This window comes from Streptomyces sp. NPDC004051 (assembly GCF_053604275.1).
On the sequence record NZ_JBSGHG010000009.1, the window covers coordinates 164,362 to 176,967 of the forward strand.

Here is a 12,606-nt window from a genome sequence, read left to right on the forward strand (position 1 = left end):
TAAGCGGCGCATAAGTAGTGTCAACGCATATGCCGACGGCAGGGCAGGGCTTTGCCCATTCATTGCCCACCCGGGCGTTTCGACGCTCCCGAAGCCGCCTCAGCCCTCCACGGAGGGCGGGTCCATCCGAACGATCTCCCAGGTGTGGCCGTCCGGGTCGTCGAAGACGCGGCCGTACATGGAGCCCTGGTCCTGGGTCTCGCCGCTGACCGAGCCGCCCGCCGCGGCGGCCCTCTCGACCAGTTCGTCGACCTTCTCGCGGCTCTCGGAGCTCAGGGCCGGCAGCACCTCGCTGCTCCTCGCGGAGTCGGCGATCTCCTTCTTCGTGAACTCCGCGTAGCGCTGCCCGGTGTGCAGCATCGCCACGATGGTGTCGTCGATCACGACGGAGGCGGTGTTCTCTTCGCCGGATCGCGCGTTGACCGAGTAACCGAGTTCCGTGAAGAACTCCTTCGAGGCGTCGAGGTCGTCGACGGCCGGGTTCACGAAGATCATCTGCTGGTACATGCCAGGTCTCTCCCCGGGGTGCCGGGTTCCGTGGCGTGCGAGGGGTGGACCGGGGTCCGGCCCGGAGCTCATCGCCCGGCGGGAGAACCCCTTCGGGTTCTCCCGCCCCTCAGACGGACAGGGGCAGCGCCGACAACCCGGCCACGGTCACGGTCAGCGGCCCGAACAGGGCGAGGAGCGCGCCCGCCCTGAGGGCCGCGGCCCGGCGCGGGGTCGAGGCGGGAGCGCCCAGACACAGCAGCGCGGCCGTGGTACCGGCGTGCGCCTGCTTGGCCTCGACGGCGGCCGTCAGCAGGGTCGCCACGGTGCACCCCGTCACCACCAGCACCCCGAGCAGGGTGAGCGGCTCAGCCGACAGACCGTCGGCGTAGTAGTGCCGGCCCATGGCGTACATGGCCGACAGCACGGCGCAGACCACACCCAGCGGACGGCCGATCCGGGTGGCCTCCGTCATGAGGACCCGGCCGGCCAGCAGCCGCAGGGCGCCCGGGCGCACCGACTGCAGCAGACGGCCGCACAGATGGGTGAGACCGGGGCCGATCAGGGTGAGGCCGACGACGGTCAGCGCCAGTGCGGCCAGGGCCCCGGGCCGGTCCCCGGGGGAGGCGGCGGCACCGCCACGGCTCGCGTAGGTCTCCACGGCCAGTCCCGCGGCCAGTCCCGCGGCCAGTGCGGCGATGCCCCAGGGCAGACCGGACGGCGCCGAGCGGGCGTCGGCCGGGACGGCGGCCGACTCCCCGGCGGCCGGCGCGGGGCCGTCGTCCGTGCCGTCCGGCCCCTGCGCCGGCGCCCGCACCTCCTCCGGGACGGCCTCCGGTTCCGGTCGCCGGGGGCCGTCGGCCGGCCCCCGGCGGTCTGGGGACGCCGCCGCCAGGTGCCGGCCGAAGCGTCCGTACGCCCCGAACGTCTCCCGCTCCGCGGTGCTCCGGTACGCCCCGAAGCGGCCGTACGCCCGCCCCGCGGGGGACGCGCCCGTGGCCTGCTCGCGTGAGCACAGCGCCCAGGCCACCGCCGCCGACGCGCTCACCGGCAGCAGCGCCAGCAGCGTCAGGGCCGCCGGGACCGGCAGGGGCCTGCCCGTGGCCAGGGACTCGGCGGCCCCGGTGAAGGGCATCGAGGTGAGGTCGCCGCGCAGCTGGAGGAAGACGAGGAGGGCGACCAGCGATCCCAGGCTGCAGGCCAGGACCGTGGTCGTCACGGAGACGGCCATCAGCCGGACGGGGCCGAGGCCGATCGCCGAGAGCCCGGGCCGGGGTCTGGTCGCCGGGTCGGTCCGGGCCACCGCGACGGCGAGGTACACCGTGGCCGCCAGCGGGGCCGCGCACCAGGCCAGCCGGAGCAGCGAGGCGGACGGCGTGTCCGGGTGGCCGAGCGCGTGGCCGAGAGCGCACAGGAGCAGAAAGCCCGTGCCCGCGGAGGCGGCGGCGACCAGAAGGCGGCGCAGCCACACGGCGGGACGGGCGCCTCGGGTCAGACGGAGAGCGAGCACGTGGCCCGGCCCTTCGTCCCGACGGTCTCGGAGACCGGAGGCAGATGCACGGTGCGCACCTGGCGCCCGTCGAGCAGCGAGACGGTGCGGTCGGCGAGGGCCGCGATGTCCGAGTCGGAGGTCGCGAGGAGCACCGTGATGCCGTGCGAACGGGCCGCCGTGGTGAGCGTGCGCAGAACGTGCCGGCGGTCGGTGCGGTGCAACGGCGCGGTCGGCTCGTCGGCGAACAGCACCGTGGGGGCCGGGGCGAGGGCGCGGGCGATGCAGACCCGCTGGCGCTCCGCGTGCACCAGGTCCGCGGGGCGCTTGCGGGCCTGGTCGCCGACGTCGAGGCGCTTGAGCCACTCCATGGCCGTCGACTTGGCCCGGCGCCGGGCGGTGCCGCGCAGCATCAGGGGGAGGGCGGTGTTCTCCCAGACGTTCAGCTCGGGGACGAGCACCGGTGCGGGATCGATCCAGCCGAAGCGTTCCCGGCGCAGCCGCTCGCGGGTCGCGGGGTTCATCGTGTGCACGGGCACGCTGTTGAACCAGACCTCGCCGCTGCGCACGGGCAGCAGTCCGGAGAGACACCGCAGCAGGGTCGTTTTTCCACTGCCGCGAGGGCCCCCGACGGCGAGGATCTCGCCCTCCCCGACGCCGAGCGAGATCCCGCTCAGCCCGGGGGAACCGTCCTTGTGCCGGAAGTGCAGGGCGCGTGCCCAGAGCACGTCGTTGTCCGGTGGGGCCACCATGGCGTACACCTCGGTTCGGATCAGAAATGCCGTGCGAGATCTGTGGAATCCCCCCGTGCGGGGATCGAGGGCAAGGCCGATCGGTCACTGGGCACGCTAGGCAGGACGCGGCGGGAGGCCGGACAGCACGCGGCCCCGGAACGCCGTTTCTCACTCGAACGGGCGGCACCGGGGCCGTAATTGATCATCCCAGCCGAAGATCACAGCGCGGATCACAGCGCGGATCGCGGCGCGGATCGCGGCGCGGATCACAGCGCGGATCGCGGCGGTGGATCGTGGCGGTGGATCACAGCTTCGTCCATGCCTCCGACAGCGTGGCGCGCAGGATCTGCTCGATCTCGTCGAAGGTCTCCTGGTCGGAGATCAACGGCGGGGCGAGCTGGACGACCGGGTCGCCGCGGTCGTCGGCACGGCAGTACAGGCCGTTCTCGTACAGCTTCTTGGACAGGAAGCCGTACAGGACGCGCTCGGTCTCCTCGCTGTCGAAGGTCTCCTTGGTGTGCTTGTCCTTGACCAGCTCGATGCCGTAGAAGAAGCCGTTGCCGCGGACGTCGCCGACGATCGGCAGGTCGTACAGCTTCTCCAGCGTCGAGCGGAAGGCGCCCTCGTGGTCCAGGACGTGCTGGTTGAGGCCCTCGCGCGCGAACAGGTCGAGGTTGGCCACGCCCACCGCGGCCGAGACGGGGTGGCCGCCGAAGGTGTAGCCGTGCAGGAAGACGTTGTCGCCCCGGTAGAACGGCTCGGCGAGGCGGTCCGAGACGATGCACGCGCCGATCGGCGAGTAGCCCGAGGTCATGCCCTTGGCGCAGGTGATCATGTCCGGGACGTAGCCGAACTTGTCGCAGGCGAACGTCGTGCCCAGGCGGCCGAAGGCGCAGATGACCTCGTCGGAGACGAGCAGCACGTCGTACCGGTCGCAGATCTCCCGGACCCGCTGGAAGTAGCCGGGCGGTGGCGGGAAGCAGCCGCCCGCGTTCTGCACCGGCTCCAGGAAGACCGCGGCGACCGTGTCCGGGCCCTCGAAGAGGATCTGCTGCTCGATCTGGTCGGCGGCCCAGCGGCCGAACGCCTCCGGGTCGTCGCCGTGGACCGGCGCCCGGTAGATGTTGGTGTTCGGCACCTTGTGCGCGCCCGGCACCAGCGGCTCGAACGGCGCCTTCAGAGCCGGCAGTCCGGTGATCGACAGGGCTCCTTGGGGGGTGCCGTGGTAGGCCACCGCGCGGGAAACGACCTTGTACTTGGTCGGCTTTCCGGTCAGCTTGAAGTACTGCTTGGCGAGCTTCCAGGCGGTCTCCACCGCCTCACCGCCGCCCGTGGTGAAGAAGACCTTGTTCAGGTCGCCCGGGGCCGCGTCGGCGAGCCGCTCGGCCAGCTCCACGGCCTTGGGGTGGGCGTAGGACCAGACGGGGAAGAAGGACAGCTCCTGTGCCTGCTTGAAGGCGGTCTCGGCGAGTTCGACGCGGCCGTGTCCCGCCTGGACCACGAACAGGCCGGCGAGACCGTCGAGGTACCGCTTGCCCTTGTCGTCGTAGATGTGGGTGCCCTCGCCGCGGACGATGGTGGGGACGGGGGAGTCCTCGTACGAGGACATGCGGGTGAAGTGCATCCACAGGTGGTCGTACGCGGACCTGCTGAGGCCGTCGGGATCCTGGGGGCTGTCGGTGCTCACGGTCATCGGGTTCCCCACATGTAGGTCTGCTTCTTGAGCTTGAGGTAGACGAAGCTCTCGGTGGAGCGGACACCGGGCACGGCCCTGATGCGCCGGTTGATGACCTCCAGGAGGTGGTCGTCGTCCTCGCAGACGATCTCGACCATGAGGTCGAAGGAGCCCGCGGTCATCACCACGTACTCGCACTCGTCCATGGCGCTCAGCGCGTCGGCGACGGACTCCACGTCCCCCTCGACGTTGACGCCGACCATCGCCTGCCGGCGGAAGCCCACGGTGAGCGGGTCCGTGACGGCGACGATCTGCATCACACCCTGGTCAAGCAGTTTCTGGACGCGCTGGCGCACGGCCGCCTCCGACAGGCCGACGGCCTTGCCGATCGCGGCGTACGGCCGTCGGCCGTCCTCCTGGAGCTGCTCGATGATGGCGAGGGAGACGGCGTCCAGGTGGGGACCGCCGCCGTTCTTGGACTCGCGGGAGTCCCTCGGTTCTGCGCTTCGACCGGCCATACGGTCACTGTGCATGACGTATCGGCCGTTTCGCAAGGCGTATTCGATGAAATCCGTCGTCTCAAGGGTTTTGGTTTGCGGATTTCGCAGGAGTGGGACGGGTGGGGGTGTTGAAAACATCAGCGGCCCGTCTAGGGTGGGTGTCTCAGAGGTTGGACACCTCGGACACCCACGAGGAGCACCAGGAGGGCCTGCAGTGAGTACCGAGCTGCGTCGTCTGCGCAACTACATCGGCGGTGAGTTCCGTGACGCCGCCGACGGACGGACCACCGAGGTGGTCAACCCCGTGACCGGTGAGGCGTACGCGACCGCGCCGCTGTCCGGGCAGGCGGATGTGGACGCCGCGATGGAGGCTGCCGCCGAGGCCTTCCCCGGCTGGCGCGACACCACGCCGGCCGAGCGGCAGAAGGCCCTGCTGAAGGTCGCGGACGCCTTCGAGGAGCGCGCCGAGGAACTGATCGCGGCCGAGGTGGAGAACACGGGCAAGCCCATCGGGCTGACCCGCACCGAGGAGATCCCGCCGATGGTCGACCAGATCCGCTTCTTCGCGGGTGCGGCGCGGATGCTGGAGGGGCGCTCGGCCGGCGAGTACATGGAGGGCCTGACCTCCATCGTGCGCCGCGAACCGGTCGGCGTCTGCGCCCAGGTCGCCCCCTGGAACTACCCGATGATGATGGCCGTGTGGAAGTTCGCCCCGGCGATCGCGGCGGGCAACACGGTCGTCCTGAAGCCGTCCGACACCACGCCGGCCTCCACCGTCCTGCTCGCCGAGATCCTCGGCTCGGTCCTGCCCAGGGGCGTCTTCAACGTCATCTGCGGCGACCGCGACACCGGCCGCATGATGGTCGAGCACGAGACCCCGGCGATGGCGTCCATCACCGGTTCGGTGCGCGCCGGCATGCAGGTCGCCGAGGCCGCGTCCAAGGACCTCAAGCGCGTCCACCTGGAGCTGGGCGGCAAGGCCCCGGTGGTGGTCTTCGAGGACACCGACATCGCCAAGGCCGTCGAGGACATCTCCGTCGCGGGCTTCTTCAACGCCGGCCAGGACTGCACGGCCGCCACCCGCGTCCTCGTCCACGAGTCGATCCACGACGAGTTCGTCTCCGCGCTCGCCAAGGCGGCGGCCGACACCAAGACCGGCCTGCCCGACGACGAGGACGTCCTGTTCGGCCCGCTCAACAACCCCCACCAGCTCAAGCAGGTCGAGGGCTTCATCGAGCGGCTGCCCGCGCACGCGCGTGTGGAGGCCGGTGGCAAGCGCGTCGGCGACCAGGGCTTCTTCTACGCGCCGACCGTCGTCTCGGGCCTGAGGCAGGACGACGAGATCATCCAGAAGGAGGTCTTCGGCCCGGTCATCACCGTCCAGACCTTCGCCGACGAGGACCAGGCCGTCGAGTACGCCAACGGCGTCGAGTACGCGCTGGCCTCCTCGGTGTGGACCAAGGACCACTCCCGCGCGATGCGCATGTCCAAGAAACTCGACTTCGGCTGCGTGTGGATCAACACCCACATCCCGCTGGTCGCGGAGATGCCGCACGGCGGCTTCAAGAAGTCGGGCTACGGCAAGGACCTGTCGGGGTACGGCTTCGAGGACTACACGCGGATCAAGCACGTGATGACGTCGCTGGACGCGTAACGCTCCGCCGGGGGGAGCCGGAGGGACTGCCTCTTGGGCGCCGTTCGGGTTCCGTTGGCCGGAGGCCGCGGGCCGTCCGTGGCTGGTCGCGCCCACGCGACGGAGTCACATATCGATACTTCCCCGCGCCCCTTTCGGGGGCGCGGGGAACTGTCACGACCGGGCGTTCGTGTTGCGCAGGGTGTGCAGGAGGTCGATGCGGTTGGTCGTGATGGAGTCGGCGCCCAGCGCCAGCAGGCGGCGCATGGAGCGGCGGGTGTCCGGGGTCCACACGGACAGCAGGTAGCCGTCGCGGTGGACGCGGTCGGCCAGGGCCCGGTCGACCAGGCTGAAGCGGTAGTTCAGCCAGCGCGGGCGGATCGCCTCCAGGAGACCGGCGCGCGGCGGGGCCAGCGTCGTGCGGGTGAGGGCGATCTCGGCGGACGGGTCCGCCGCGCGCACGGCGAGCATGGTCTCGGCGCCCGCGCAGTAGTACACGCGGTCCCGGGCCCCGTGCTCCCGTACGACGTCCACGATCCGGCGCACCGCCCGCAGGTGCGGGGCGCCCGGCAGGTCCAGCAGGACCCTGCTGCCCTCGGTCGCCGACAGCGCCTCCGACAGGGTCGGCACACCGCCGTCGGTCAGGTCGCGCACCTCCTCCCGGGACAGCGACCGCAGCGGGCGGTCGTGCTCCCAGAGCCGCTTCAGCGTCTCGTCGTGCAGCAGGACCGGCACGCCGTCCCGGGTGAGGCGTACGTCGAACTCGACCGCGTCCGCGCCCCGGTGGAGTGCGGAACGCAGCGAGGCGAGCGTGTTCTCGCGGACGCGGTAGGGGTCGCCGCGGTGGGCCACGGCGGTCACGTGGTGCATGGCGGTCACGTGGTGCATGGCGGCCCTTCGCACAGTCGGTTCGTCACGGGGTGGCCGGTTCGCCGGGCGGTCAGCGGGCGAGCCAGGACGCGGTGTAGGCGTCGATCTCGGCGGCCAGCCGTGCCTTGGCGGGCCGGTCCAGGAAGGACGCCTCCACCGCGTTCTTCGCCAGCTCGGCCAGGCCCCGTTCGTCGAGGTCCAGCAGTCGCGCGGCGATCAGGTACTCGTGGTTGAGGTCGGTGCCGAACATCGGCGGGTCGTCGGAGTTGACGGTCACCAGGACACCGGCCCGGACGAACTCCTTGATGGGGTGCTCGTCGAGGCTGGGGACCGCGCGGGTGGCGATGTTGGAGGTGGGGCACACCTCCAGTGCGATGCGCCGCTCGGCGAGGTGCGCGAGCAGTTCGGGGTCCCGGGCGGCACTGGTGCCGTGCCCGATCCGCTCGGCGCGCAGGTCGCGCAGGGCGTGCCACACCGTCTCCGGGCCGGTGGTCTCACCGGCGTGCGGCACCGAGCGCAGGCCCGCGGCGATGGCACGGTCGAAGTACGGCTTGAACTGCGGCCGGGGCACCCCGATCTCGGGCCCGCCCAGGCCGAAGGAGACCAGGCCCTCCGGGCGCAGCCGGTCGTCGGTGGCGAGCCGCACCGTCTCCTCGGCGGATTCCAGACCCGCCTCGCCGGGGATGTCGAAGCACCAGCGCAGCACCGTCCCGAACTCGGACTCGGCGGCCTTGCGGGCGTCCTCGATCGCGTCCATGAAGGCACGCTCGTCGATCCCGCGGCGGGTCGAGGAGAACGGGGTGATGGTCAGCTCGGCGTACCGCACCTGCTGCCGGGCCAGTTCACGGGCCACCTCGAAGGTCAGCAGCCGGACGTCCTCGGGCGTGCGGACCAGATCGACGACGGACAGGTACACGTCGATGAAGTGCGCGAAGTCCGTGAAGGTGAAGTAGTCGGCGAGCGCCTCGGGGTCGGTGGGGACCTTGGAGTCGGGGTGGCGGGCGGCCAGCTCCGAGACGATGCGGGGGGAGGCGGAGCCGACGTGGTGCACATGCAGTTCTGCCTTGGGCAGTCCGGCGATGAAGGCACTCGGGTCGCGGCCCGGCGCTGCGGTGGCCGTGACGAGGTGGTCGGTCATGGTTCCTCCCCCAAGCGGCGTCCTCGGCCGGTGTGCGGCGGGACGCGGGTGATCGGCTGATCGGTGGATCGGGGAACATCGTAGGACGGGTGCGTCCGGCGGGGCGCCGGGGCCGTAACATGGCGGGACGTTCGACGGAGGGGGTCCAGCGCATGTCCGACGACGCGCAGGTGCCGGGGGCGCGGGGGAGCACGGCGGGCGGCACACCGCCCCACGACCCGCATGACCATGACGACGTGTGGGCGGCACCGGCCGACAGCGGGGCCGCTCGGGCGCAGCCGCCGCAGGCCCCGCCGCGGGACGTGGCGCCCCCGATGACGCAGATCGACCTGGGCGGACAGGTCGCACCCGGCCCGCCGGACTCCACCGAAGCCGTCGACCCGTGGGCGCTCCCGGAGTTCGACCCCCCGGCCTCCGGAGCGGGCCCGGCCGGTGCGCCGGCCGCCGGTTCGGCCCCCGGCGCCCCCTCCGTGCACGAACAGCAGACGATGACGTCCTTCCCCGCGCAGGGCGACCCCTCCGTCACCCCGGCGCCGCCCGCCCAACCCTGGGTCGGCCCCGGCACCCCACAGGCGTCGGCGCCGCCCGTCGGCCCCGGCGCGGCGATGCCCAACCCCTTCGCGCCCCCGGCCGCCGACCCGCTCCCGCCGCCGCCCATCGCCCCCGAGGGCCCCGGCCCGGTCCCGTACGGCTACCCGGGCGGACCCCAGAGCGGCTACGGCTACCCGGCCCCGCAGCCGCCCGGTTACGGCGGCGCCCCCGCCCCGGGCTACCACGGCTGGACCGGCATGGCGCCCATGCCGAGCAACGGCACGGGCGTCACCGGACTCGTGCTCGGCATCATCTCGGCCGTGCTCTTCTGCTTCTGGCCGCTGGCCATCGGGCTCGGCGTCATGGCCGTGATCTTCAGCGCGCTGGGCCGAGGCAAGGCGTCCCGCGGCGAGGCCACGAACCCGGGACACGCCCTGGCCGGCCTCATCTGCGGCACGGTCGGCATCGTCCTGGGCGTCGGCTTCGGCGCGCTCGTCCTGTTCACGGCCTCCTACTGACCGCGGACACCGCTTCAGAGCTCCGGCCCGCCCTGCCCCTCCCGTAGGCGGGTGCGGGCCCGCATCAGGGCGAAACCCAGCAGGTTCGGGCCGCGCCACTGCCCGGGGTCCGTCGCCCTCTCGTCGGTGGCCGCGAGCCCGATGCCCCACACCCGGTCCACCGGACTCGCCTCGACCAGCACCCTCTCGCCCGTGCCCAGCAGAAAGGCGCGCAGGTCGGCGTGGGCCGCGAACTTGTGCACGCTGCCCTCGACGACGACACGGAACCGCTCCCGCCGCCACGTCTCCTCGTCGAAGCCCCGCACCAGCCGCCCCGCCTCCTTCGCCTGCGCCGGGTGCTGCGCGGCGAGCACCCGCCGCTCCCCCTCCGGGTCGGCGAACAGCCGGGCCTTGGCCGCCATCATCCAGTGCTCGGCGGTCGCGTACCGCACCCCGTCCACCGTGAACGGCGACGGCCACCATTGGCTCAGACAGCTCGCCCCGATCCGGCCGTCGGGCAGCGGCCGATGCCCCCAGAAGTGCAGGTACTTGACCTGCCGGCCTGCCTGCAGCGCCTCTACCAGAGCCTCCCTGGAATCGATGGCCCCCGCCGTCTCGCTCATCGCCATTCCCGTGATTCCTTCCATACACGCGAGTCTGGCAGCAACCACTGACACTCCGCCCTGCCTTTTCCGCAGTCACTCGACACCTGGTTGACAGATTTCGTCGACCGGCCGAGCCGCGACAGCAGAACACCTTGTCGGGTGATGAATTCTCTGTCAGGACCGGCACGCGCCGGTAGAATCCCTCCATGCATCACGATCTGATGGACCCTCTGGTAGAGGGAGATCCGCAGCCCTTGCGGAACTGGCTGGTGCAACAGGGGGTGAACGCGGAGGAATTACGAGAGCTGCCCCGGTGGAACGCCAGCACACCGCCACCTCGTATTCCTGCTGCGCGGAGGTCAGACGGAAGTGGGGGGCGTGTGGCGGCCGCTGTCGGTCGAGCGCTGTCGCTGGTCGGCGACGAACCGGGTGGGGCCGCCCTGCTGCTTGTGTACGTCATGCACGAGGTCGATACCGCCTGGGAGATCTCGTACCACTTCGGGCCTCTGAGGGACACCCTGCAGGGGGCCTGTGAGGCGGCGGCCCCTCACTCGGCGCCCGAGGGCGGTCCGGATGCGGCTGCGGTTCGGGCGGTTCTGGCCGCCATGGAGTGCCTCGATGCGGAGATCCTCGCGGAGAACCACCTGGCCACCGGTCAGTTGCAATCGATGGCGGAAGCCATGGAGCGGGCTGCGGCACGAGTCCATGACGCGGCCGGCTGGGCTGCGGAGTTCTCCGCCGATTTTCCTGCTCTCGGCGCCTACTTGAGTGACTTCTGCCGTGAGCGCGAGGCCAACTGCCGGGCGGTGGTGACCGCCGTGGGCGGAGTGGTGAGGTTTTTCGAGGAGGGCACGTCCCTCGACCGGGTCACCCGCGCCCTGGCGGAGGCGGAGAAATCCGAAGCACTCAAACACGGATCTTGTCGCAGTGAATTACGTGCGCATCGCTTCAGTCTGGAATCGCTGAACGCAAAGCGCCACGACAACTGGCTGCGCATCGACCATGGGCGTCTTGTTTACGTCTATCCCTTTGCGGTCCGTGGCTGCGGTGCCGAGGAACTCGTGGAAGCGGTCCGGAACGAGGCCGCCCACTGGACTCTTGGTCGGGTCTCGCTCACAGCGGCCGCGGTGCACGGATCGCTGGACCTCGACAACTTCTGGGACGGCTCCGACTCCCTGAACCGTCGTTACGAGGGCGCTTTCATCGACCTTCCCGATGTCGTCCTGGGGCCGCTGGACGGACTGCCCGGCATCGAGCTGGGTCGGGTTGGCGCCCAGGTCATCTTCTCCGAACTCGGTAACCATTACGTACGGTTCGAAACAGAACTGATCAACGCATCACCCAGTGACCTTCATTGGATGATGTCCTGCGCTGCCCCCGAGTACGGCGCTCTGCGTGTGAGTTTTGAGGAGGCGCCGACGGGTTCGGGCCGGTCCGGAACCGTCTGGTCCCGCCTGTCGGAGTTGGCCGTTCAACTTGCCGAGGACGTAGGGTCCGAATTGCGTCGGCAGTTCGGGTTCGGCGGGGCCCGAGTGGTGGCACGTTCCGGGCTGTTCCAAGTCCTCGTCGGCGTCAATGCCGCGTCGGTCGCGTCGGGACCAGGTCGGGACGGGCCATGGAGTGAGGTCCGCCGACCTGCCGAACTCATGGACGCGGTAGGTTTTCAGGTTCTCGGACATGAGATCGAGAGCTCCGTCGGCTCCCTGGTCGAATGGATTCGCTACCTCGCGGATCCGGACACGCGTTCGTCCGTCGGGTCGACGGACGGTGAGGCGCTGGTCCGCACTGCGAACACGGTGGTGAGCGTGTCTCTGGGGAGAGCGGACTGGGTGCTCAGCACCTGGCTCACTCTCGCCGAGTTCACCGTGTCCCTGGATGCCTTGTTCGCCGGCTGGTCCGACGAACTGGCGCGGCATTACAACCGAGTGAAGGCCTTGCAGGCCAGAACATCCCATTTTGTGCGCGAACAGCGATTACTCGATGGGGAGCTGGATGCATTTTCGATGGAGTTGGATGTCGAGAAGCTCCAAATACACGATTTCGCCGTAGAGGTGAGATCGATGATTTCGCTGATCAGGTCACCGTCTCTTGTGTCGTCGCCTGCGGTGGCCGAGACTCTGCGCAATTTGCTACAGAAGTCCGAGTTTCAGTTGAGGGTCGACGAGTTGAACATGAAGCTGGATGAGGTCACGCGCGACCAATTGGCGGTAATGATCGAGAAGCTGGCAGTCCATCGAAATGGCAATCAGCGTGCCAAGCTCGAAGTCTTCCTTGCCGTGATCACGGCAGCCGGTGTGGCGGGACTGGTCCAAGTGCTCCAGGCCGGCTTCGGTGCAGGTCCTACCGCGCTCGCGTGGGCGGTGTTCAGTGTGGCGGCCATCGTCATGGGGGCGTGTCTTTTCGGCTTCTGGACGATGCGCTCCGGCCGTAGGCGCGGGTAGTGTCCCA

General features: G+C 70.4%; 11 protein-coding genes. 3 read left to right on the plus strand and 8 right to left on the minus strand.

What is annotated here, in order from left to right:
* Window positions 1–99: 99 nt before the first annotated feature.
* The 5 genes from ACWEQO_RS13250 to ACWEQO_RS13270 all read right to left on the minus strand — a co-directional run bounded on the left by ACWEQO_RS13250 (window position 100) and on the right by ACWEQO_RS13270 (window position 4,917).
* Entirely contained in the window at window positions 100–507 is a 408-nt protein-coding gene (locus ACWEQO_RS13250; RefSeq protein WP_452982233.1) for a VOC family protein, read from the minus strand.
* Window positions 508–616: 109 nt separating this feature from the next.
* Window positions 617–1,996 carry a hypothetical protein gene (locus tag ACWEQO_RS13255; protein WP_452982236.1) on the minus strand — a complete coding sequence of 460 codons (1,380 nt, stop codon included), beginning with the start codon at window positions 1,994–1,996 and terminating at the stop codon, window positions 617–619.
* Window positions 1,978–2,727 (minus strand): ABC transporter ATP-binding protein, encoded by a 750-nt coding sequence (locus ACWEQO_RS13260; protein ID WP_361453113.1) that lies wholly within the window; start codon window positions 2,725–2,727, stop codon window positions 1,978–1,980. The genes ACWEQO_RS13255 and ACWEQO_RS13260 overlap by 19 nt, the downstream gene beginning before the upstream one ends.
* 286 nt (window positions 2,728–3,013) lie before the next feature.
* Window positions 3,014–4,402 (minus strand): aspartate aminotransferase family protein, encoded by a 1,389-nt coding sequence (locus ACWEQO_RS13265; RefSeq protein WP_452982239.1) that lies wholly within the window; start codon window positions 4,400–4,402, stop codon window positions 3,014–3,016.
* On the minus strand, window positions 4,399–4,917 hold the full coding sequence (locus tag ACWEQO_RS13270; RefSeq protein WP_361453119.1) for an Lrp/AsnC family transcriptional regulator: 519 nt from the start codon (window positions 4,915–4,917) through the stop codon (window positions 4,399–4,401). Before ACWEQO_RS13270 ends, ACWEQO_RS13265 begins: the two co-directional genes overlap by 4 nt.
* A gap of 181 nt (window positions 4,918–5,098) precedes the next feature.
* On the opposite strand from ACWEQO_RS13270, the gene ACWEQO_RS13275 reads away from it, so the two are divergent.
* Window positions 5,099–6,538 (plus strand): gamma-aminobutyraldehyde dehydrogenase, encoded by a 1,440-nt coding sequence (locus ACWEQO_RS13275; protein WP_361453122.1) that lies wholly within the window; start codon window positions 5,099–5,101, stop codon window positions 6,536–6,538.
* Window positions 6,539–6,691: 153 nt separating this feature from the next.
* Here ACWEQO_RS13275 and ACWEQO_RS13280 read toward each other — a convergent pair whose 3' ends face one another.
* Entirely contained in the window at window positions 6,692–7,387 is a 696-nt protein-coding gene (locus ACWEQO_RS13280; protein WP_361453162.1) for a glycerophosphodiester phosphodiesterase, read from the minus strand.
* A 70-nt stretch (window positions 7,388–7,457) separates the two neighbouring features.
* Window positions 7,458–8,525 (minus strand): adenosine deaminase, encoded by a 1,068-nt coding sequence (locus ACWEQO_RS13285; protein WP_452982244.1) that lies wholly within the window; start codon window positions 8,523–8,525, stop codon window positions 7,458–7,460.
* 152 nt (window positions 8,526–8,677) lie between these two features.
* On the opposite strand from ACWEQO_RS13285, the gene ACWEQO_RS13290 reads away from it, so the two are divergent.
* Window positions 8,678–9,574, plus strand: coding sequence for a hypothetical protein (locus tag ACWEQO_RS13290; RefSeq protein WP_452982247.1), 897 nt, complete (start codon window positions 8,678–8,680; stop codon window positions 9,572–9,574).
* Between the two features lie 14 nt (window positions 9,575–9,588).
* Here ACWEQO_RS13290 and ACWEQO_RS13295 read toward each other — a convergent pair whose 3' ends face one another.
* Window positions 9,589–10,200, minus strand: coding sequence for an NADAR family protein (locus tag ACWEQO_RS13295; protein ID WP_452982250.1), 612 nt, complete (start codon window positions 10,198–10,200; stop codon window positions 9,589–9,591).
* Between the two features lie 164 nt (window positions 10,201–10,364).
* On the opposite strand from ACWEQO_RS13295, the gene ACWEQO_RS13300 reads away from it, so the two are divergent.
* Complete coding sequence (locus ACWEQO_RS13300; protein ID WP_452982253.1) at window positions 10,365–12,599, plus strand: hypothetical protein; 2,235 nt, start codon at window positions 10,365–10,367, stop codon at window positions 12,597–12,599.
* Window positions 12,600–12,606 lie beyond the last annotated feature (7 nt).

Excerpts from the sequence above, each read along its gene's own strand:
- ACWEQO_RS13300 (WP_452982253.1), top strand. The coding sequence starts at position 10,365 with ATGCATCACGATCTGATGGACCCTCTGGTAGAGGGAGATCCGCAGCCC.
- ACWEQO_RS13260 (WP_361453113.1), bottom strand. The coding sequence starts at position 2,727 with ATGGTGGCCCCACCGGACAACGACGTGCTCTGGGCACGCGCCCTGCAC.
- ACWEQO_RS13265 (WP_452982239.1), bottom strand. The coding sequence starts at position 4,402 with ATGACCGTGAGCACCGACAGCCCCCAGGATCCCGACGGCCTCAGCAGG.
- ACWEQO_RS13280 (WP_361453162.1), bottom strand. The coding sequence starts at position 7,387 with ATGCACCACGTGACCGCCGTGGCCCACCGCGGCGACCCCTACCGCGTC.
- ACWEQO_RS13290 (WP_452982247.1), top strand. The coding sequence starts at position 8,678 with ATGTCCGACGACGCGCAGGTGCCGGGGGCGCGGGGGAGCACGGCGGGC.
- ACWEQO_RS13250 (WP_452982233.1), bottom strand. The coding sequence starts at position 507 with ATGTACCAGCAGATGATCTTCGTGAACCCGGCCGTCGACGACCTCGAC.
- ACWEQO_RS13270 (WP_361453119.1), bottom strand. The coding sequence starts at position 4,917 with ATGCACAGTGACCGTATGGCCGGTCGAAGCGCAGAACCGAGGGACTCC.
- ACWEQO_RS13295 (WP_452982250.1), bottom strand. The coding sequence starts at position 10,200 with ATGGAAGGAATCACGGGAATGGCGATGAGCGAGACGGCGGGGGCCATC.
- ACWEQO_RS13285 (WP_452982244.1), bottom strand. The coding sequence starts at position 8,525 with ATGACCGACCACCTCGTCACGGCCACCGCAGCGCCGGGCCGCGACCCG.